The 21,809-nt window shown below is 65.3% G+C and carries 17 protein-coding genes; 12 read left to right on the top strand and 5 right to left on the bottom strand.

The genetic code is table 11. From position 1 onward, the window contains the following. Positions 1-15: 15 nt before the first annotated feature. Positions 16-903 (bottom strand): KPN_02809 family neutral zinc metallopeptidase, encoded by an 888-nt coding sequence (ypfJ, locus tag HBA99_RS14400; protein WP_070952606.1) that lies wholly within the window; start codon positions 901-903, stop codon positions 16-18. 142 nt (positions 904-1,045) lie between these two features. On the opposite strand from ypfJ, the gene HBA99_RS14395 reads away from it, so the two are divergent. The 3 genes from HBA99_RS14395 (at position 1,046) to HBA99_RS14385 (ending at position 5,373) form a co-directional block, all read left to right on the top strand. Further along, positions 1,046-2,566 (top strand): carboxylesterase/lipase family protein, encoded by a 1,521-nt coding sequence (locus HBA99_RS14395; RefSeq protein WP_420063471.1) that lies wholly within the window; start codon positions 1,046-1,048, stop codon positions 2,564-2,566. Between the two features lie 102 nt (positions 2,567-2,668). After that, positions 2,669-4,459: an aspartate--tRNA ligase gene (aspS, locus tag HBA99_RS14390; protein ID WP_070924335.1), complete on the top strand. Its 1,791-nt coding sequence runs from the start codon at positions 2,669-2,671 to the stop codon at positions 4,457-4,459. Between the two features lie 5 nt (positions 4,460-4,464). Next, the gene (locus HBA99_RS14385; protein WP_070924334.1) at positions 4,465-5,373 is read left to right on the top strand and encodes a DUF389 domain-containing protein; all 909 of its coding nucleotides are present in this window, start codon (positions 4,465-4,467) and stop codon (positions 5,371-5,373) included. Here HBA99_RS14385 and HBA99_RS14380 read toward each other — a convergent pair. From HBA99_RS14380 to HBA99_RS14370, 3 genes are read right to left on the bottom strand one after another with little or no spacing between them, the layout of a single operon-like run. Further along, positions 5,370-6,047 (bottom strand): haloacid dehalogenase type II, encoded by a 678-nt coding sequence (locus tag HBA99_RS14380; RefSeq protein ID WP_030093586.1) that lies wholly within the window; start codon positions 6,045-6,047, stop codon positions 5,370-5,372. The genes HBA99_RS14385 and HBA99_RS14380 overlap by 4 nt on opposite strands. Before the next feature lie 11 nt (positions 6,048-6,058). Then, on the bottom strand, positions 6,059-6,781 hold the full coding sequence (locus tag HBA99_RS14375) for a TIGR03943 family putative permease subunit (protein WP_070930683.1): 723 nt from the start codon (positions 6,779-6,781) through the stop codon (positions 6,059-6,061). Then, positions 6,778-7,767, bottom strand: coding sequence for a permease (locus tag HBA99_RS14370; protein ID WP_057965982.1), 990 nt, complete (start codon positions 7,765-7,767; stop codon positions 6,778-6,780). Before HBA99_RS14370 ends, HBA99_RS14375 begins: the two co-directional genes overlap by 4 nt. 57 nt (positions 7,768-7,824) lie before the next feature. Between HBA99_RS14370 and HBA99_RS14365 the strand changes: the two genes are divergently transcribed. The 7 genes from HBA99_RS14365 (at position 7,825) to HBA99_RS14335 (ending at position 18,242) form a co-directional block, all read left to right on the top strand. Next, the gene (locus tag HBA99_RS14365) at positions 7,825-8,271 is read left to right on the top strand and encodes a nitroreductase family deazaflavin-dependent oxidoreductase (protein WP_030093583.1); all 447 of its coding nucleotides are present in this window, start codon (positions 7,825-7,827) and stop codon (positions 8,269-8,271) included. Positions 8,272-8,393: 122 nt separating this feature from the next. Continuing rightward, on the top strand, positions 8,394-11,720 hold the full coding sequence (locus HBA99_RS14360) for a transglutaminase family protein (protein ID WP_070952605.1): 3,327 nt from the start codon (positions 8,394-8,396) through the stop codon (positions 11,718-11,720). Between the two features lie 90 nt (positions 11,721-11,810). Beyond that, the gene (locus HBA99_RS14355) at positions 11,811-14,414 is read left to right on the top strand and encodes a circularly permuted type 2 ATP-grasp protein (protein WP_070952651.1); all 2,604 of its coding nucleotides are present in this window, start codon (positions 11,811-11,813) and stop codon (positions 14,412-14,414) included. Beyond that, entirely contained in the window at positions 14,411-15,340 is a 930-nt protein-coding gene (locus HBA99_RS14350) for a transglutaminase family protein (protein WP_070952650.1), read from the top strand. Before HBA99_RS14355 ends, HBA99_RS14350 begins: the two co-directional genes overlap by 4 nt. After that, the gene (locus HBA99_RS14345; RefSeq protein WP_070952604.1) at positions 15,333-16,358 is read left to right on the top strand and encodes a zinc-binding metallopeptidase family protein; all 1,026 of its coding nucleotides are present in this window, start codon (positions 15,333-15,335) and stop codon (positions 16,356-16,358) included. The genes HBA99_RS14350 and HBA99_RS14345 overlap by 8 nt, the downstream gene beginning before the upstream one ends. A gap of 121 nt (positions 16,359-16,479) precedes the next feature. Further along, positions 16,480-17,628 (top strand): kinase, encoded by a 1,149-nt coding sequence (locus tag HBA99_RS14340; protein WP_070920062.1) that lies wholly within the window; start codon positions 16,480-16,482, stop codon positions 17,626-17,628. Between the two features lie 203 nt (positions 17,629-17,831). After that, complete coding sequence (locus HBA99_RS14335) at positions 17,832-18,242, top strand: ImmA/IrrE family metallo-endopeptidase (protein ID WP_234798111.1); 411 nt, start codon at positions 17,832-17,834, stop codon at positions 18,240-18,242. A gap of 17 nt (positions 18,243-18,259) precedes the next feature. Here HBA99_RS14335 and HBA99_RS14330 read toward each other — a convergent pair whose 3' ends face one another. Then, positions 18,260-19,366, bottom strand: a complete 1,107-nt coding sequence (locus HBA99_RS14330; protein ID WP_131822835.1) for a hypothetical protein — start codon at positions 19,364-19,366, stop codon at positions 18,260-18,262. Between the two features lie 175 nt (positions 19,367-19,541). Between HBA99_RS14330 and HBA99_RS14325 the strand changes: the two genes are divergently transcribed. Continuing rightward, complete coding sequence (locus HBA99_RS14325; protein ID WP_057965975.1) at positions 19,542-20,384, top strand: DUF3097 domain-containing protein; 843 nt, start codon at positions 19,542-19,544, stop codon at positions 20,382-20,384. A gap of 31 nt (positions 20,385-20,415) precedes the next feature. Next, on the top strand, positions 20,416-21,771 hold the full coding sequence (locus HBA99_RS14320; RefSeq protein ID WP_044103938.1) for a replication-associated recombination protein A: 1,356 nt from the start codon (positions 20,416-20,418) through the stop codon (positions 21,769-21,771). The last annotated feature ends 38 nt before the right edge of the window (positions 21,772-21,809 follow it).

Raw genomic sequence — 21,809 nt, 5'->3', positions numbered from 1 at the left:
CGCCGGGCGCCGGGCCTAGTTCAGATTGTCGGCGTTGAAGGTGTCGCAGGTGCGGAAGTCGCCGGTGTCGTACCCCTGGGTAAACCACCGCTGACGCTGCTCGGATGAGCCGTGCGACCACGCCTCGGGGTTGACCCGCCCCGTGGCCCGCTTCTGGATCCGGTCATCGCCCACGGAGGACGCTGCCGACAATGCATCCCGAATGTCTTGCTCCGTCAAGGGTTTCAGGAACGGAACGCCGCTGCCTTCCTGGACGGTGGTCGAGGCATGCTTTGCCCATACGCCGGCGTAGCAGTCGGCCTGCAGCTCGGTGCACACGCCGCCACCTGCTTGCCCCTCGGCGCAACGGTGGTTCTTACCCAGCACGCCGAACAAGTTCTGTACGTGATGCCCGAACTCGTGCGCCACCACGTACTCCTGGGCCAACGGGCCACCACTGGATCCGAACTGGTCCACCAGCACCTGGAAAAAGCTGGTATCGAAGTACGCGGTTTGGTCGGCGGGGCAGTAGAAGGGGCCGACCTCCGTGGAGGCGGCGCCGCATCCGGTGTTCACCTGACCGCTGAACAGCTTCACGCCCGGCCGCGGGTACTTGGGCCCGAGGATCTGCGTCCACACGGCATCCACCGAGTTCCCGGTGGCGATGATGCGGCAGTCCAACGACTTGTTCGCGTCGGCGCCTGTCTTGCAGTGGCTGAAGTCCTGCGCCTGTTCCTGCGCGGGGCCTGCCTGCTGCTGGCCTTGTTGTTGCAGAACCTGGCTCGGGTCGCCGCCGAGCAGCAACACCACCACCGCGATCAGCAACCCGCCGACGCCGCCGCCGATGGCCATCTTGGGGCCGCGCCCCATGCCGCCACCCGAGGTGGTGCTGGTGTCGATCTGCATGCCTTCGTTGAAGGTCATTGGTCTGTCACTCCCGTGTCGTAGCTCTGCCACTCAGCTATTGACTGCTGCCGGCTGCCGATACCTTTGCATACTCCACAGACGCACGTACCGCTACATGGCGAAGAGTTCATGTCGGGTCCGGGACTTTCCGGCGGGGCCTATCGGCTCTGGAGCGCTCTTGCGCATTACGATTCGATGCGTGGCCGTTGACGTCGCCCTGCCGACCGTCGTGCGCACGCCGTTGGGGGACCTGCGCGGAACCACCGAAGGCGGTGTTTCGGTCTGGCGCGGGGTGCCGTACGCGCGTCAGCCGGTAGAGCAGCTCAGGTTCCTGGCACCTGTCCCCTTGGAACCCTGGGACGGCGTACGTGACGCCATCGAGCACGCGCCATTGCCTCCGCAAGGAAAATCGTTCGTGGGCGCAGGCCGGGACGACCCCAAGGTTCGCGGCGAAGACTGCCTGACGGTCACGGTCTGGTCACCGGACATCCACGCAAACCTGCCCGTCATGGTGTGGATTCCGGGGGGAGCCTTCGTTTTCGGCGCCGGACAGCTGGAGCTCTACAGCGGTGCGCGGCTCGCGGCCAACGGCAACGTCGTGGTCGTCAACGTCACCTACCGGATCGGAGCCCTGGGCGGGCTGGAACTCAGTGCCCTGGGTGAAGGTTTCGACGACAACCTGGCGCTGCGTGATCAAATCGCGGCGCTGACGTGGGTGCGTGACAACATCGCGGCGTTCGGCGGTGACCCTGACCGCGTCACGATCTTCGGCGAGTCGGCCGGGGCGACGTCGGTGCTGGCACTGCTGGCGACTCCGGCAGCAGGGGGTCTGTTCGGGCGTGCCATCGCGCAGAGCCCGGCATTGCCGCTGATTGCCGACAAGGCGCTGCGGGACCGGCGTGCACATCGGTATCTCGAACTGCTCGATGTGACCGATCCCAGTCGGCTCAAGGTCTTGCCGCAACGGGAGCTGCGCCGCGGTGCAGCCAAGCTGCAGATCGAGAGCGCGACCGAGACTCCTGTCCTGGGCTACGGGCTGACGCACGGCACCGATCTGCTGCCGCATCACCCTGTTGAGGCTGCGCGACGCGGCGAGGTGCATCAGGTGCCGCTCATCATCGGGTCAAACAGCCACGAGGCGTCGATGTTCGCGCGCGTAAAACCGCCGATGCTGCCCACCACCGAGCCGACCGTCAACGGTTACTTCAATCGGATAGGCCCGGAGTATCAAGACGCGATCATTGCCGCGTACCCGCAGTACCCGAGCCGTTCGGCGCTGGTGGCGGTGGGTTCCGATGCCATGTTCGCCGCGCCCATGTGGGCTTTCGCCGATGCCTACAGCGCCTTTGTCGACACTTACATGTACAGGTTCGACCACACGGCATGGGGCCTCCGGCTCCTGGGTCTCGGGGCCACCCACGGCAGCGAGATCGTGCATGTCCACCACAGCTACGGTTCCTTCGTCGGGATGCTGCTGAGCCCACTGGGCGCACGGATGATGCCCTCGGTCGGGCGCCGCATGCAGCGAGCTTGGCTGGATTTCGCCACCGGGGGCAGCCCCGACGACTGGCCGCTCTACGGCGCGGACGGCAGACGCACCCGAATCATCCGGTCTCGCTCCGACGTCACCATGGAAGATCCCGACTCGGTGCGCCGGATCGCCTGGGCCCAGGTGCACTGAGCCTCGACACGGCGCACCCGACAGGGCAACGAACGCGGGCCGCTAGGCTCAAACGTCTAATACTGGCCTCTTGTAGAACAAGCACTGTCGAAGGGATCTTTTGTGCTGCGCACTCACGACGCGGGGACGTTGCGGGAGTCGGACGCCGGGCAGCGTGTGACGCTTGCCGGCTGGGTGGCTCGACGGCGCGACCATGGCGGCGTCATCTTCATCGACCTGCGTGATGCCTCCGGCGTATCTCAGGTGGTGTTCCGTGACGACGCGGTGCTCGAACAGGCGCATCGTTTGCGCGCCGAATTCTGTGTCGAGGTCACCGGTGTGGTCGAGGTCCGGCCAGAGGGCAACGCCAACGCCGAGATTCCGACCGGCCAGATCGAGGTCAACGCCGCCGAACTGATCGTGCTCAACGAAAGTGCGCCGCTGCCGTTCCAGCTGGACGAGACCGCAGGTGAAGAGGCACGCCTGAAGTATCGCTACCTGGATCTGCGCCGCGAGGGGCCGGGTAACGCAATCAGGTTGCGCTCCAAGGCAAACGCTTCGGCACGAAGCGTGCTGGCACGCCATGATTTCGTGGAGGTGGAAACCCCGACGCTGACGCGGTCGACGCCTGAGGGTGCGCGCGATTTCCTGGTGCCGGCGCGTCTGCAGCCGGGTAGTTTCTACGCGCTGCCGCAGAGCCCACAGTTGTTCAAGCAGTTGCTGATGGTCGCGGGTATGGAGCGGTACTACCAGATCGCGCGCTGTTACCGGGATGAGGACTTCCGGGCGGACCGTCAGCCCGAGTTCACTCAGCTCGATATCGAGATGAGCTTCGTGGACCAGGACGACATCATCACCCTGGCGGAGGAGATTCTGGTCGCGCTGTGGGATCTGATCGGCTATCACGTGCCGACCCCGATCGCCCGCATCACGTACGCCGAAGCAATGCGCCGCTATGGCAGCGACAAGCCGGATCTGCGATTCGGACTGGAGCTGGTGGAATGCACGGAGTACTTCTCCGACACCAGCTTCCGGGTATTCCAGGCGCCCTATGTGGGTGCGGTGGTGATGCCCGGCGGCGCAGATCAACCGCGCCGCACCCTGGACGGCTGGCAAGAGTTCGCCAAGCAGCGCGGGCACAAGGGTCTGGCCTACGTGCTGGTGGCGGAGGATGGCACCCTCGGCGGTCCCGTCGCCAAGAACTTGACCGACGCCGAACGCGACGGGCTGGCGGCCCACGTCGGCGCCAAACCCGGCGACTGCATCTTCTTCTCTGCCGGCGGGGTCAAGTCCTCGCGCGCGTTGTTGGGCTCGGTGCGTGGCGAGGTCGCGCAGCGTCTCGGATTGATCGACCCGGACGCCTGGGCATTTACCTGGGTGGTCGACGCCCCACTTTTCGAGCCAGCCGACGAGGCGACAGCGGCCGGTGATGTGGCTGTCGGTTCGGGCGCCTGGACCGCCGTACACCACGCCTTCACCTCACCGAAGCCGGAGTCGGAGAACACCTTCGACACCGATCCGGGAACAGCCCTCGCCTACGCCTACGACATCGTGTGCAACGGACACGAAATCGGCGGCGGATCGATTCGTATCCATCGCCGCGACGTGCAGGAACGCGTGTTCAAGGTGATGGGCATCAGCAATGAAGAGGCGCAGGACAAGTTCGGCTTCCTGTTGGACGCCTTCGCCTTCGGTGCACCCCCGCATGGCGGCATCGCCTTCGGGTGGGACCGGGTGACCGCGTTGCTGGCGGGTACACCGTCGATCCGGGAAGTCATCGCCTTCCCGAAGTCCGGTGGCGGTGTCGATCCGCTCACGGATGCTCCGGCGCCGATCACGGCGGCCCAGCGCAAGGAATCGGGCATCGATGCCAAGCCCGAGAAGGCGGACAAACCGGCTAAGCCGGACGCGTAACCCACGTGCTGCACGTTCGGGTCATAGCACCCGCCGATCTCTCCGACCAGGTGGTGGAGTTCCTCGCCACCACAGCGGGAGTCGCGCACATCGTGCGGGTGACCGAGGCGGCGATCAGCCCGGCGGGTGACGTGATCACCGCCGACGTGGCTCGTGAGACGGCCAACGACGTACTCAACGGGCTCAAGGCGATCGATATCGACAAGCGGGGATCGATCACCGCCGAAGTGCTCGATACGGTGATCTCGCAGACCGCCTACGAGGCCGAGGACGACGCCGAAGGCGACCCCGCCGACGCAGTCATCTGGGATGAGCTGATTGGGCGCACCCGCGAGGAATCCGCCCTCAACCTGACCTTTCTGGCCTTCTTGTGTCTGGCCTGCCTGATTGCCGCGGTCGGTGTGGTCACCGATTCGCCGGTCACCATCGTCGGTGCCATGGTTGTCGGGCCGGAGTTTGGTCCGCTTGCCGCGCTGGCGGTTTCGATTGTGCGGCGTAAATGGTCGCTTGCCCGCCGGTCGCTGCTGGCGTTGGTGGTGGGATTCCCAGTGGCGATGGCGGTGACTGCCGCCGGGGCGCTGGCCGCCGAGAGCGCAGGGTGGGTGACCTTGAAGAGCGTGCGTGAACTGCAGCAGGTCGACTTCATCTTCCAGGTGGGGCCGTTCTCATTGGTGGTCGCGTTGTTGGCGGGCGCGGCCGGCATGCTCTCGCTGATGTCCGCGAAATCGGCCGCGCTGGTGGGTGTCTTCATCTCGGTGACCACCGTGCCCGCAGCGGGTTTCGCTGTGGTGGCGGCGACCGTGGGGGAATGGGAGATCGCGGGACTGTCCGCGCTGCAACTGGCGGTCAACCTCTTCGGCATCGTCCTGGCCGGGGTGCTGGTCCTGCTGGTGCGGCCGCGCCGATTGCGCTAGGCGATAGCGCCGATATCGGTGACCCGCTGATCGAATTCCCGGTCGGGGTCGTCGTGAGCCAGCGCGGGATCTCCGTACTCGTAAGGCCGCGACACGAAGACGGTACCCATGCCGATCTCTTGTGCGGCACGCAGGTCGTACGGATGCGCGGCCACCATCGCCGCCTCGTGGGGCTCCACCCCGAGGTAACGGAGCGCGCGCCGGTAGACCATCGGGTCCGGTTTGAAGCTGCCGAATACCTCTGCGGTGAGCACCGCATCCCACGAAATGCCCAGGCGTTTGAACAGATTGACCATGGTGGCCATGTCGGTGTTGGACAACGTGGCGATAACGGTCTGCGAACGCAGACCAGACAGTCCGATGGGTACGTCCGGCCAGGGAACGAGGCGCTGCCAGCCCGATGCGACTACCTCGGCAGTCGCAGAGTCGGGGCGCCGCAGCCCGAAGCTCTCACAGACATCGGCAAAGCCGTGTGCGTACAGATCCTGTACCCGCGTCCAGCCATCGACCGACTGTGCCAGGTTGGCGACGCGGTCGAAATAGTCAGCGCGCCAGGCACGGGTGAAGGCGGCAGCGTCGATGTCGGGGTCGTACTCGGCAACCGCGTGCGACACCGGCTCAAAGAAGTCCAGCAGCGTGCCCTGCACATCGAACAGGTATGCCTTGTACCGCAACGTCACTCCGTTCAGTAGGTGCTCTTGGGCGGGTCGGTGCGGGTGATACCGGCGACCTCGATCGCCGGAATCGACGACGGGCCGCGATAGCTCTGTCCGCCGGGTACGGTCCCGGTCACCGAGATCCAAGTGTTCTCGGGAAGCGTCGATGCCGATGCGGCGGCGGGTCCCGTCATGTGCAGTCGGGCCAACTGGGCGTCGGCGGCACAACAGACGATGACTATCTTCGCCAGGTCGGTGCGTTCACCGTCCTTGAAGGTGAAGCCGGTGACGGTGATTGTGCGTCCGCTCAACGTGTCCGAGGACCCTGCGGCGATGCGCATCAGAATCTCGGGCAGCGGCACCGACGGTGCGTCGCCGGGTGGCAGTGGGGGAAATGCTCGCCGGGGCGTGTTGGCCGAGGCGGAGATGTTGGCCGGCGCGATGGATCGAGCGCTCAGGGCCGGGGGCACGATGAAGATCAGCAAGACGATTGGTAACACCAGAAACCATGTGGCGCCGTGCTTGTGGCTGTGGTCTCCGTGACCCTCGTGGTTGTGGTCATGCTCGGTGTGGCCGCGGCGCACATCGCGGATGATCGCGGCCAGACCTAGTCCGATCACGATGACCGCCGAACAGGCGAGCCACGGCAGCAGCCCGGGTTTGACGTAGCGCGTGAAGGTTCCGGTCACCGCGATCATGGCAACACTGACCCCCAACAGGATCAGCAGGGTGTTCTCCGTATCGCGCCTCATGAGGTTCCCAGCACAGCCAGTCCGACGGCTGTCGCGACGGCGGTGGCCACCACGAATGTCACCGGTGCGAACCGAGCGGCGAACGCGCGCCCGAACATCCCCGACTGCATCGCGATCAGCTTCACATCGACAGCCGGTCCGACCACGAGGAACACCAAGCGCGGGATCAGCGGCATCATCGTGATGCTGGCGGCGACGAAGGCGTCGGCTTCCGAGCACAACGCCAGCACCACGGCCAGCAGCGCCATGGTCACCACACCGACGACAAGGTTGCCCGCCAGATGCTCGAAAACCCAGGCCGGTACCAGCACGTGCAAGGCCGCCGCGGCCACCGCCCCGATCGCCAGGTACGAGGCCGCCTGTAGAAAGTCGTGGCGGGCTGCCTCGGTGAATGTCGTCCAGCGGGAGCCGGATCCGGCGTGGGCCGTGGGCAGCTTGCGGGTGACCCAGCTGTCCCGCCCCCACCGCGACCACACCATCCCCATGATTATCGCGGTGAGCAGTGAGGCCACCGCACGCGCCAGCACCATCTTCGGCTGGCCGGGGAACGCGACCGCGGTAGCGACCAGTACTACCGGGTTGATCGCCGGCGCCGACAACATGAAGGTCAGTGCGGCGGCACCCACCGATCCCGGCCCGTACAGCCGGCGTGCCACCGGCACCGATCCGCATTCGCAGCCGGGCAGCGCGGCGCCACTGACTCCCGCCACCGCCACCGCGGCAACGGACCGGTTCGGCAACCAGCGCGCCAGACGTTCCGGGGTGACGAACGTCGCGACGAGCCCGCTCACGATCACGCCGAGTGCAAGGAAGGGGACGGCCTGGACGAACACCCCACAGAACACCGTTCCGGCGGTGGCCAGCTTCTCGTTGGCGTCGACGATCCCGCGTAACCGGCTGGCAGCCAGGGCCATCAGGATTAGAGCCACCACCAAGACCTCGGTCGAGCCGAACCAGCGTCGTTCCCGGGAGGCGGCCACCGTCATCCAGTCATCCTGACAGTGCAACCTGAGAACCCGGCGCAGCGGTGGCACTCTGGTGAGGTGACTGATGACACACCCTTCAATGAGCAGCCCGCCGCGGTGATCAACGAATTCAATGACGGCGTAACTCAGGAATTCCGCGCCAACGGTGGACAGGTCGGTGGTCAATTCGCCGGCGTTCCGATCCTGCTGCTGACCAACACCGGTGCCAAGAGCGGAAAGGAGCGTCTGAATCCGCTGGCCTACTTCGATATCGACGGCAAGATCTACATCGTCGGTTCCTTCGGCGGTGCGGACAAGGACCCCGCATGGGTGCATAACCTGCGGGCACATCCGCATGCGCATATCGACATCGGAACTGACGGTTACGACGTGGTAGCCCATGAGCTTTCACTCAGCGAGCGCGATGCGCTGTACCCGAAGGTTGTTGAGCAGGTTCCCGTGTTCGCCGACTATCAGGAGAAGACCGACCGGGCGATTCCGATCTTTGAACTGCGACGTCACTAGCCGAGAGCGGTCGCCGATGAGCTACCGGTAGAGCGTCTGCGCGGCCTCTGCGGGCCTGCGGGTTGGTTGTGTGCCGATTCGCAGGCCATGCGGGTGAGGCCAGGTTATGGTGGGATCAGCCGATGGGCATCAAGGTGGCGCTGGAGCATCGGACCAGCTACGCATTCGACAGACTCGTGCAGGTGCATCCGCACGAGATTCGATTGCGCCCCGCGCCGCATACCAGGACACCGATCGAGGCGTACTCGTTGCGTATCGCCCCCGATGATCACTTCATCAACTGGCAACAGGATGCCTTCGGGAATTTCCTTGCCCGCGTGGTCTTTCCGAACCGGACCCGTCGATTGTCGATCACCGTGGGGCTCATCGCCGACCTGAAGTCGGTCAATCCGTTCGACTTCTTCATCGAGGAGTGGGCCGAACACATCGGTTTCGCCTACCCGCCCGCGTTGGCCGCCGATCTGGAGCCTTATCTCAAGCCGGTGGACGAATCGATTCCCGGCTCGGGGCCCGGTGAGCTGGCCCGCGCGTGGGTGGCCAATTTCACGATGGCGCCAGACACACGCATCATCGACTACCTCGTCACCATCAATCAGGCGCTGTGCTCGGATGTCGGCTACGCCGTGCGCTTGGAGCCCGGGGTCCAGAGCCCCGACACCACCCTGGCGGTGGGTATCGGTTCCTGCCGTGACACTGCCTGGTTACTGGTCTCGATTCTGCGGCAGAAGGGTCTTGCCGCTCGCTTCGTGTCCGGGTACCTGGTCCAGCTGACGTCGGATATCGCCGCAATCGACGGGCCTTCCGGTCCGGTGGCCGACTTCACCGATCTGCACGCCTGGGCTGAGGTCTACATCCCCGGCGCGGGGTGGGTCGGTCTGGACCCCACATCGGGGCTGCTCGCGGGGGAAGGGCACATTCCGCTCTCGGCGACACCGCATCCGTCGACATCGGCCGCAATCTCCGGCGCCACCGACGTGTGCGAGTCCACGCTCGATTTCTCCAACACGGTCACTCGCGTGCATGAGGACCCCCGAGTCACGCTGCCCTACACGGCATCGGCGTGGGAGGCGGTCACCGCGCTGGGTGCGGAGATCGATGTCCGGCTTGATAGCGCTGGGGTGGGGTTGACGATGGGCGGCGAGCCGACCTTCGTCTCGGTCGATCACCAGGTTGCCGAGGAATGGAACACCGCGGCCGACGGCCCCCAGAAGCGGGTCCGTGCCTCCGATCTGACTGCCCGCCTGAAATCGCTCTGGGCGCCAACCGGTTTGGTGCAGCGCAGTCAGGGGAAGTGGTACCCGGGTGAACCGTTGCCGCGATGGCAGATCGGCTTGTACTGGCGCCGCGACGGCCAGCCGCTGTGGTCTGACCCCGATCTGCTGGCGGACCCGTGGGCCGAGGACCGGGAATGGTCCACGCCGGACGGTGCTGACCGTGCGTTGTTGATCGCGCTGGCCGGCGATCTTGGGCTGCCCGAGAGTCAGGTGCGCGCGGCGTACGAGGATCCGCTGACCCGACTGGCCGCATCGGTTCGGCGCCCGGCCGGAGATCCGGTATCAACGGCCGATGACTTAGCGCCGCAGGAAGATTCGGAAGAGCGGCGTTCGGAGCTGCTGGCAGGCCTGGACGAACAGGTGACCCGGCCGGCCGCGCATCTGCTGCCCCTGCACCGCGGGGAGGACGGCAGCGGCTGGGAAAGCGCCGACTGGCAACTGCGTCGCGGCCGGATCGTGCTGACGGAAGGACGGTCTCCGGCAGGTCTGCGGCTCCCACTGGCCGCCGTCTCCTGGAAGCCGGCCCCACACCCGGCCGAGGCGGATCCGCTCAGCGCTGCAGCCGAACTCGATACGCAGCGATCCGGATCCGCGGCCGTCGTGCCCGCGGACGGTGTACCCACCACAGCCATGGTTGCCGAAATCCGCGACGGGCTGCTGTACCTGTTCCTGCCGCCCCTGGAGAGCCTCGACGATTTCGTAGATCTCATCGCCCGCGTCGAGGCGGCAGCCACCTGCCCACTGGTGATCGAAGGGTATGGGCCGCCGCCGGACCCTCGGCTCGAAGCCATGAGCGTGACTCCCGACCCGGGTGTCATCGAGGTCAACGTGACACCCACCGGCAGCTTCGCCGAGCAGTCCCGCCAGCTCGAGGTGTTGTACGAGGAGGCACGGAAAGCCCGGCTGACCACCGAATCGTTCGACACCGACGGCACCCACACCGGGACCGGAGGGGGTAACCACATCACGTTGGGGGGCCGGACCCCGGCGACGTCGCCGTTGTTGCGGCGGCCCGATCTACTGGTCTCGCTGCTGACCTACTGGCAGCATCACCCCGCGTTGTCGTATCTGTTCTCGGGACGATTCGTCGGCACCACCTCGCAGGCCCCACGTGTCGACGAGGGGCGCGAAGAGGCGTTGTACGAGTTGGAGATCGCCTTCGCGGAGATCGAGAGATTGACGACATCGCCCGGCCCCGACCGTGCTGCGGACGCCGCGCCGTGGCATGTGGACAGGGCGCTGCGGCACCTGCTCACCGACATCACCGGGAACACCCACCGTGCGGAGTTCTGCATCGACAAGCTGTACAGCCCCGACAGTGCGCGCGGGCGTCTGGGCCTGTTGGAGCTGCGGGGATTCGAGATGCCTCCGCATTTCCAGATGGCGATGGTCCAGTCTCTGTTGGTGCGCGCGCTGGTCGCCAAGTTCTGGGAACAACCCCTACGGGCGCCGCTGATACGACACGGTGCAAATCTTCATGGCCGTTACTTGTTGCCACACTTCATCATTCACGACATCGCTCAGGTTGCCGCCGATCTGCGCGCGCACGGCATCGCTTTCGAGACAAGCTGGCTCGATCCCTTCACCGAGTTCCGGTTCCCACGGATCGGCACCGCGGTGTTCGACGGTATCGAGGTCGAACTGCGCGGGGCCATCGAACCGTGGCGGGTGCTGGGGGAGGAGGCGACCGCAGGAGGCACCGCGCGCTACGTCGATTCCTCCATCGAACGCGTGCAGGTGCGGGTCATCGGCGCCGACCGATCCCGGTACGTCATCACCTGCAACGGTCAGCCCATCCCGCTGCTCTCGACGGCAAACCCGGATGTGCAGGTGGCCGGAGTCCGTTATCGGGCCTGGCAGCCGCCCAGCGCTCTGCACCCGAGCATCACCGTCGATGACCCGTTGCGATTCGAGCTCATCGACACCGCTAACGCCCTGTCTCGCGGCGGCTGTACGTACCACGTATCGCACCCGGGCGGCCGTGCGTATGACGATCCTCCGGTCAATGCGGTGGCGGCCGAAGCACGCCGCGGTCGGCGTTTCGATGCCACCGGTTACACCACCGGTCGTGTCGATTTGTCAGACTTGCGCGAGAAACAAGCCCGCATGTCCACCGATGCGGTCGCGCCCGGCATCCTGGATTTACGCCGTGCGAGGACGGTGGGGCGCAGGTGAGAGAGCGGAACAGGAAGGAAGGTAGCGACGGTGGCAGCACCTGCTTCGGGGGCTCCCGCCGGACCCGGCTACCCGTTGACCGATAACCCGCTGATCGCGCAGTACCGCAGCGCGCGCGCCCAGGGAGCACTGTTCGAGGTCGGCCGGCGGGGCAGTCAGGCTGGGTACGACGAGTTCCTGGCGCCCGACGGGAACGTCCGCCCGGCGTGGACCGACTTGGCCGACGCCATCGCCCAACGCGGCCGTCCCGGTTTGGACCGTCTGCTGGATCGCGTCCGCACTCTGATCGACAGCGACGGCATCACCTACATGGATCCCCGGCGCGTCGCGGGATCTGCGTCCGGGCCCGATGCGCCCACCCATCCGGTGCCGTGGCGTCTGGATGGGCTCCCGTTATTACTCGACCCCGCTGACTGGAGCGTGCTGGAGGTTGGTCTCACCCAGCGGGCCACGCTGCTGGACGCCGTTCTCAGCGACCTGTACGGGCCTCAGGAACTGATCAGATCCGGCGCGTTGCCACCGCAGCTGCTCTTTGCCCATCCCGGTTATGTGCGGGCCGCCCACGGCATGGCCCTGCCCGGTAGGCATCAGCTCTTTCTGCTCGGATGCGATATCGGCCGCACGAGCGTTGGCGACTTCCGGGTGAACGCCGACTGGACACAGGCGCCCTCGGGTGCCGGGTATGCGATGGCGGATCGCCGCGTGGTCGCGCACGCCGCTCCCGATCTCTACGAGAAGGTCGCGCCAAGGCCGACCTCATCGTTCGCGCAAGCGCTGCGCCTGGCGCTCATCGATGTCGCCCCCGAATCGGTCGAGGATCCGACGGTGGTCGTGCTCAGCCCAGGCATCCACTCCGAGACATCATTCGACCAGGCCTACCTCGCGTCGGTACTGGGATTTCCACTGGTCGAGTCCGCGGATCTGGTGGTACGTGACGGCAAACTCTGGATGAGATCGCTGGGCACCCTGCGCCGAGTGGATGTGGTGCTACGCCGCGTCGACGCCGGCTACTCCGATCCGCTGGACTTGCGGGCAGACTCGCGTCTGGGGGTTGTTGGCCTGGTCGAGGTGCTGCGCCGGGGTGCGGTCACCGTCGTCAACTCGTTGGGCAGCGGGATCCTGGAAAATCCGGGCCTGGCCCGTTTCCTGCCGGAGCTGTCGTATCGCCTGCTCGAGGAGCCGCTCGCGTTGCCGGGCGTCCAGACCTGGTGGGGCGGCATCGATGCGGAGCGTTCGCACCTGCTCGCCAACCTGGGCACGCTGTTGGTCAAATCGACAGTGGCGGACGAGGTGTATACCGGACCGTTGCAGTCCTCGGAGACACTGGAGACATTGCGGGCACGTATCGAGGCGGCACCCTGGCGCTGGGTTGGTCAGGAACTTCCCGAACTGTCGGTGGCCCCCACCTATCTGCGGCCGGGCGCCCTGACCGCGGCACCGATCGGCATGCGGCTGTTCACCGTCGCGCAGCGCGGCGGGTATGCGCCGATGATCGGTGGTCTCGGTTATGTCGCTGCTTCCGGGTACTCGGGATCGACACTCAACAGCCTTGCCGCCAAAGATATCTGGGTCCAGCAGCCGGATCGCGATCAGACCGAGCGGGCACTGACCGTCGCGCCGCTGGATCTGCCCGCCGGGCGATTGGCGGGCGCCGACGCGGTCAGCTCGCCGCGCGTGTTGTCCGATCTGTTCTGGCTCGGGCGATACGGAGAGCGCGCCGAGAATCTCGTTCGGCTGTTGTCTGTTACCCGGGAACGGTTCCACGAGTATCGGTATCGGCAGTTCATGGAGGCCAGTGAATGCGTCCCGGTGCTGCTGAAGGCGCTCGGCGATATCACCGGCACCGACACCGGATCCGAAGATCTGGGAACTCAAGTGTGGTCGCTGACGGTGGACAAGGAGCGGGTCGGTTCCCTGGCCCAATCGGTGGAGCGCCTCGGCCTGGCCGCCCGCGCGGTTCGCGACCAGATGTCCAACGACACCTGGATGGTGCTCGGTGGCATGGACCGGGCCATCGCCGCGGCGGCGGCGGAGTACGACGACAGCACGCGTTCGGGAGGCAACTCCACTCGCGCCGATGACACAGTGCTCGCCGCCACCCAAACGCAAGTATTGGCAGGGCTTCTCGCGCTATCAGGCCTGGCGGCGGAGTCGACAGTTCACGACATCGGCTGGACGATCATGGATATCGGCAAGCGCATCGAGCGTGGCCTCGGCCTGACGGCGCTGTTGCGTTCCACGCTGACGGCGGTCCGCGGCCGCGCGGCCGAGCAGTCGGTCACTGAATCCACGCTGGTGGCTTGCGAGTCCTCGGTGATGTACCGCCGCCGCACCCGCGGCAAGATCAGCCTGGAGGCGGTGGCCGACCTGCTGCTGTTCGATGCTGTGAACCCGAGATCGCTTCTGTATCAGGTGGAATCGCTGCGCACCGACCTCAAGTCACTGCCGAGCGCCTCGGGGACCTCGCGTCCCGAGCGGCTGGTGGAGGATCTGGTGACGCAGTTGCGGCGGATTGATCCGTCCGATCTGGATGCCGCCGGTGAGGATGGGCAGCGCGATACGCTTGCTGAAACTCTCGACAACGTGCATCAGGCATTGCGCGAGTTGTCCACCGTGGTCACGAGGACACACTTGTCCATGCCGACCGGAATGCAGCCACTGTGGGGACCCGACACGACGCGGAGGTTGCCGTGACCGACGGTCTTGGCCCAAGCGGCTCAGCGGTCACCCGGTATCAGGTGACGCACCGCACCCTGTACCAATACTCCGACGACGTCACAAGCTCCTATGGCCGTGGCTATCTCACGCCACGTGACACCGATTGGCAACGTTGCGAATCAAACGAGCTGATCGTCGAGCCGGAACCCTCGGACAGTTCCACCGGTAGAGACCTCTACGGGAACCTCAGTTCGTACTTCCACGTCACCACGCCACACCGCGAGCTGAGCGTGACTGCCCGCTCCATCGTCGACGTCAGTGCCCCGTCACCACCCGGCGCGGGGTGGGAGCAGGCATGGGAGCTGGCCCGTCCGGCCTATGCGGAATCGTCGGGGGCGGGAGCGCTGGCCACCGAGTTCGTGCTGGATTTAGTGCCTCCGGAGATTACCGACGACGTAGAGGCCTACGCCGCAGTGAGTTTCACAGCAGGACGTCCGCTCGGGGAGGCTGTCGTGGATCTGATGGGCCGGATCTATCGCGATTTCCAGTACCGGTCGGGATCGACCACCATTTCCACGAAGGTCAGCGAGGTGCTGGCCGCGGGGGAAGGCGTCTGTCAGGATTTCGCGCGCATGGCGGTCACGGCGCTGCGCACCCAGGGACTCGCGGCACGTTACGTCTCCGGCTATCTGGCGACGAATCCGCCGCCGGGGCAGCCCCGCCTCGTCGGTGCCGACGCCACCCATGCCTGGGCGGCGGTGTGGGTTCCACCCGACGGATGGGTCGCGTTCGACCCGACGAATGACACCGTCGCCGACGAGCGGTACGTCACCGTCGCGTGGGGTCGCGATTACGCCGATGTACCGCCGCTGCGCGGCATCATCTACACCGACTCCGAAAGCAGCACGATCAAAGTGTCGGTGGACGTCGCACCGTGTGAGGAGAGCCCAGCGCATGCGTGACTTCATCTGCCCGCAGTGTGGTCAGCATCTGGCATTCGAAAATTCGGTGTGCCTGTCCTGTGGCAGTCACGTCGGGTTTTCGCTTCAGGACAAGGCGCTGTTGGTGATCGCCAACGACGACGGACCCGGGTTCGTCGACTCCGATGATCACCGCCTGTGTGCGAACCTTCATGTGGCCGAATGCAATTGGCTGGTGTACGGCACGGCGTCGGGCACGTTATGCGCATCCTGTGAGCTCACACGCACCCGGCCCAACGACTCTGACAGCACAGCCCTGCCTGCGTTCGCGGAGGCGGAGAAGGCCAAGCGCCGGCTCATCGCCGAACTCGCGGAGCTGCGGCTACCGGTGACGGGGCGTGATGTCGATACCGAGTTCGGGCTGGCCTTCGATCTGCTCTCCAGCGAGCAGGAACCGGTGATGACGGGACATCACAACGGGGTGATCACCCTGGATCTCGCCGAGGGTGATGACGTGCATCGCGAGCAGCTTCGCATCTCCATGGACGAGCCGTATCGCACCCTGCTCGGACATTTCCGTCACGAGATCGGGCATTACTTCTACTACCGGCTCGTCGGGGTTTCTGCGGACTATGTCCAGAGATTCCGTGCACTGTTCGGTGATGCGGATGCCGACTACCAGGCCGCATTGGATCGCCACTATCAGCAGGGCGTGCCCGAGGGGTGGGAGGCCAATTTTGTCTCCTCCTATGCCACCATGCATCCCGCCGAGGACTGGGCGGAGACCTTCGCGCACTATCTGCATATCCGCGACACGTTGGACACCGCAGCTTCCTTCGCGCTGGCGCCGGCGGGCGGCACCTTCGATCGCCGGGTTCTAGGTCCCAGCGGATTCGACACCATCATCGAGATGTGGCTGCCGCTGGCGTGGTCGCTCAATATGGTCAACCGCTCCATGGGGCGCGATGACCTGTACCCCTTCGTGCTGCCCGGTCCGGTGCTGGAGAAGATGCGGCTGATCCACGAGATTGTCGTGGCGGCGGGGGATGCTGCCGCCTAACTACCCGCCAGGGGTGGGCAGATCTGCGCTGGTAGGTGCCCGGCAAATGCGTGGAGGTGAATACCGGGAGGAATGTGTGCCGCCCCACAGTCTTATAAAGACGAGGTAAGGTGAGGCGGTAATGACGACACTATTGGCAGACCCCGTCGCGCAGGTTATCGCCACAGCCGAGGAGTTGCTCTCCAAGCGCGCGGGGGCAACCGTCACGTTGGCTGAACCCGAGGATCTCGGTGGCAGCGGGCCTGCGATCGTCCTTCGGGTCCGCGCGGTGCAGAACCCTTTTGCGTTGCCCAAGTCGATGGTGATCAAGCAGGTCCCCGAAGGCGGATCCGAGGCTGCCGTGCTCCGCGAGGTTGTGTCGTATCAGTTCGCAAACTCCTTGACGGCCAAGCATCGGCCCGGCCCCGAGCTGGTTGCCTACTCGATTGCCGAACGACTCATAGTGCTTACCGATCTGGGTTCCGCGCCGACCATGTCAGAGCTGTTGGCAGAGCGTAATCGTGCCGCGATCAACCATGCGCTGATGGCGTGGGCGCAAGCCCTGGGGCGGATGCACGTAGCCACCGTGGGGCGTGAAGGTGACTTTGCTGCGCTGCTCAGGCGCATCGATGTGAAGAAGACCGATGTCGACCCGTCGCAGCAGCGCATCGGTGGGGCGGAGACCATTGACCCACTGCAGCAGATCCTGAGAAGCGAGTACGCTCTCGAAGTTCCGCCTGCACTGATTTCTCGTTTACAGCAAACAGCTGAGCTTTTCGGAAAGGGCGGCGTTCGCGCCTTCAGCCCCTCCGAGGTCGCCCCCGACAATATCCTCGTCACCGAACATGGTGTCCGGATTCTTGACTACGAATGGGGCGGATTCCGCGACATCGTGCTGGACATCGCCCACGCGCTCACCGTCTACCCGGAGTTTCTCGGTGCCGCCGAGCGTGAGGAAGTCGCCGAGCTCGATGATGCGATGACCGAAGCCTGGCGCTCCGATGTGGTGTCGATCGCCCCCGGGCTGGCCGACGACGAGACGCTTGCGCGGCGCGTCCTGGATGCGCGACTGATGTGGGTATGGCTCGCCACGCACGAGTACTTCACCATCGACGTCGATCTCGACGACGACACTGTGGCCTTCGGGAATCCCGCGCCCAGCCATGCCGCGCTGCTGGGGCGATGGGTAGCGCTGCATGCGGCCGCTGAGCGTGTGGGCGACCCTGTTGTCGCCGGTCACGCCACCGACGTCATCGCGGCGCTGCGCGGCGAATCTCTCATGGAGGACTGAGTTCTCAGGGCCTCTGTATGGAGGTAGCGGATATGCCATGTCTTGCTGGGTGAGTCGAGGATTGTTATTTTCTGCGGATGCATAGTCGGCGGGGTTTAGGCATATCCCATTTTGGCGTGCTTGCACGCCGGTCGAGAAACGCAGAGATCAAAACCGCTGTCGATGGAGTGTTCGCTGTTGCGCCGGCAGGCACATCCTCGCTGATGACGCTCGTCGAGACGTGGGGCCTGCAGCGCGGCAGGCCAATTGCGATCGAGGACGGGCGGTTGCCGGTCGGGGTTTTTGGGCAGTGGTTATCTTTCCCGGACCGGGACGTGCTGAAGGTTCGATCAGACGAGTTGTCGCGAGAGCGGACCATTGCTCATGAACTCGGTCATATGGTCCTAGGTCACCGTGGGCAGGCGATCACCGAGTACGCGACAGCGCACATGGAGGCTGCCTCGATAGATCTGGTGGCCTTCATGCTGCAGCGATCGTGTGACGAAACCCGCGCGTGGCCCGATGAGGAAATCGATGCCGAACGTTTCGCGGGTCTGGTTTTACGGCGTCTGGAACGAGCAGGTGCGGCCGGGGAGCCCTCGTCTCGGCGTCGCATTGACGACATATTCTGCTGAATGGTTCTGGCGCTTGGCTATTGAACTGGGCGCCGCGGCATAAATGCATCGGCGAGGACCTGGATCCACTCGGTGTTCGTCAGCTGTGGTGGCGCGTGAAGCCATACGGTGCTCATGCCTAATGGCGATTGTCCATGGATCCAATCAATAACTGCCTGAATATGTTTCGTGCGATTTTCAGGTGGTGAAGAAGCTTCACGTGGCAGATCGCGGTACTGCGCGAGCAGGCTTAGTCCATCCTGAATTTGGCCAATCCATTCCGGTGGCACCGCCGTCAGGCCTACCCGGAACTGCCGGGGCGGAGCCAGCCCGGGGAACAGTTCGATCAATGCATCGCGTAAGGGCTGAAGTCGGCGCAGCGTGTGGCGCACCTGGCGGCGTAGCGCTGCGGGGGGCCACGTCAAGGCCGAAATGGCAAGTACCGCACCTGCCGTGATGGCGCTCGTCTGCACGGTTAGCCCACACCATGTCGGAGGTGAATATCCATTCCACTGGAAAAGCTCGGCGCAGATTCCGCGAGTTACGACCGCAATCGCGACCGCACCGCCGGCCGCTCCAAGCAAGCCCAGGCCTTGGCCGGCCGGCGTGTGGTCCATCCGTCGCATCGCGAGCAGGGCGAGATGGGCTAACACGGCCGCGGCAAAGCTGTGGCCGATAAGGGTGGCTGCTAAAAGGCTGAGTGAGTCGCGGCGTGGCTCAGTCAGGTAGGTGAAGAAGTCACTCCCTCCCGGTGTTGATACCGTCGAAACGGTCAACGCTGCAACGGCTACGAACGTAATCGTCGCTCCCGCAACGAGTCTCTGGATCTTCTTCCGACGGATCGGGCGATCGGCCTGACCGCATGCCTCAACCACAAGCACCCAGGCGCTCGCCGACGCCACGACACCGATCCCTCCCGCGGCGTGAAAGGCCTGTGCTTGCGGCGATAACGCCGCCCATATTGGTTCGATATCGCACAGCGCCCACGGCCATATGGACACTGCAAAAATCGCACTTGCCGCTAACGCAAGCGATGGTCTACCTGTCCACCATCGCCACCCGCGGTACAGAACAGCTGGTGCGGCGAAGGCAAGGACCAGAAGCTCCACCGCTTGGCAGTGATCCCAAAACCAACGCGCAGCCATCTCGTGCACTATGAATCAGCAAATGAAGAATGTCCACCGAAAGTTGCCTTTAAACGGTGTACGCCGCACGACTTGCTGGTGCTCTCCGCCCTGCGCCCGCCGGTCCTGGTCACGGTCTAATCACGCGGGCGAGTCGTAACGCACTGGGATCTCGACGCGTTTCTACGATCGCCGGGTGGCTGATCGCTATGGCACCGACATCTTGTCCAACAACCCGCACGCTCCGCGGCGTCCGCAATCCACCGAGGTCGCGGCGATAAAGGGCTTGGTCGTGGAGGATGCACAGACGGGTTTTGTGGGGGCGGTGGTGCGCATCGAGTACGGCCGGATGGACTTGGAGGACCGGCACGGGCGTGTTCGCGGCTTCCCGGTAGGTCCCGGATATCTCATCGACGGTAAGCCGGTGATTCTCAAGGAGCCGTTGCGGCACACTCCCACCAAGGCGACCCGGAGCGCGTCGGGATCGGTTGCGGTTCACGGGCTCAAGGCGCGCACGGCGTTGGCCAGCCGGATCTACGTCGAGGGTCGTCACGACGCCGAGCTCGTCGAACAGGTGTGGGGTCATGACTTGCGCGTTGAAGGTGTGGTCGTCGAATACCTCGGCGGGGTGGATGACTTGGCCGCCATCGTGAAGGAATTCCAGCCGGGGCCGGGCCGTCGACTCGGCGTTCTGGTCGACCACCTCGTGAAGGGGTCGAAGGAGTCACGTATCGCCGAAACGGTGCAAAAGGGTCCCTATGGCGAGCACACCCTGGTGGTGGGGCATCCGTTCGTCGACATCTGGCAGGCGGTCAAGCCCGCGCGGATCGGTCTGCATGCCTGGCCCAGCGTGCCGCGGGACATCGAGTGGAAACACGGCATCTGCCAGGCGCTTGGCTGGCCGCACGGCAGCCAGACCGAGATCGCCGAGGCATGGCGGCGGATCCGCGGCAAGGTGCGCACCTGGACCGACCTGGAGCCGGCCCTGATCGGCCGTGTTGAGGAGCTGATCGATTTCGTGACCCAACCGGCGGGCTGAACCCGTCGGCCCGACGTGGTAAGCCTGAGACGTGTCAGACAGCCTGTTCGACGTGCCCGGGGGCGCTTTCGAGTCGGCCCCGGCGGATGCCGGGGTGCCGCCCAACGCGCCCCTGGCTGTCCGGATGCGTCCCGCCACGCTCGATGAAGTGGTGGGGCAGGGGCACCTGCTCAAACAGGGTTCGCCGTTGCGTCGCCTTGTCGATGGCTCAGGTGCGGCCTCGGTCATCCTGTACGGACCTCCGGGCACGGGGAAAACCACTCTCGCATCCTTGATTTCGGGTGCCACCGGGCGCCGGTTCGAGGCGTTGTCCGCTTTGTCCGCCGGCGTCAAAGAGGTGCGGGCCGTCATCGATGATGCACGCCGCGCGGCCGTTCACGGCCGCCAGACGGTGCTCTTCATCGACGAGGTGCACCGGTTCTCCAAGACGCAACAGGACGCTCTGCTTGCGGCCGTGGAGAACCGGGTGGTGTTGTTGGTGGCCGCTACCACCGAGAATCCCTCCTTCTCCGTGGTGGCACCGCTGCTGTCGCGCTCGCTGATCCTTCAGCTGCAGCCATTGGGCGACAACGATATTCGGGAAGTGCTTACGCGTGCGATCGCCGATGAACGTGGGCTCGGCGGCGTGGTGGCCGTCGATCCCGAGGCGCTGAGCCTGCTGGCGCAACTCGCTGCGGGCGACGCACGACGCGCGCTGACTGCGCTGGAGGTCGCCGCGGAGACCGCGGGAGGAGCGGGCGGCACCGTGACCGTCGAGGTGGTGGAGCAGTCGGTGGACCGCGCTGCCGTGCGCTACGACCGCGACGGCGATCAGCATTACGACGTGGTGAGTGCCTTCATCAAATCCATCCGCGGGTCCGATGTGGATGCCGCGCTGCACTATCTGGCGCGGATGCTGATCGCGGGGGAGGACCCACGCTTTATCGCCCGGCGACTGATGATCCTGGCCAGCGAGGACGTCGGGATGGCCGATCCCACCGCATTGCCGGTGGCGGTGGCGGCGGCCCAGACGGTCCAGCTGATCGGGATGCCGGAGGCGCAGCTGACGTTGACTCACGCCACCATCCACCTCGCAACCGCGCCCAAGTCGGGTGCGGTGCCCGCGGCACTGGGGGCGGCGATGGGTGATATCCGCGCGGGCAAGGCCGGGCTGGTGCCGCCTCATCTGCGTGACGGCCATTACAGCGGGGCGGCCAAACTCGGCAACGCCGTCGGCTACGTGTACCCGCATAACGACCGCGACGGGGTGGTCGCGCAGCAGTATCCGCCCGATGAGTTGGTTGGCACCGATTACTACCAGCCCACCGATCACGGCACCGAGCGTGACATCGGATCGCGGCTGGACAAGCTGCGCGCCATCATCCGGCGCGGGCTGAAAAGGCCCTGAGTTCTGATCGAGTGTGCGGATTCTGTCGGTTCTGGCCA

Origin of the sequence: Mycobacteroides chelonae, assembly GCF_016767715.1 — a bacterium.
GTDB classification, from domain to species: domain Bacteria; phylum Actinomycetota; class Actinomycetes; order Mycobacteriales; family Mycobacteriaceae; genus Mycobacterium; species Mycobacterium gwanakae.
This window is presented reverse-complemented; position numbering and strand designations above follow the sequence as displayed.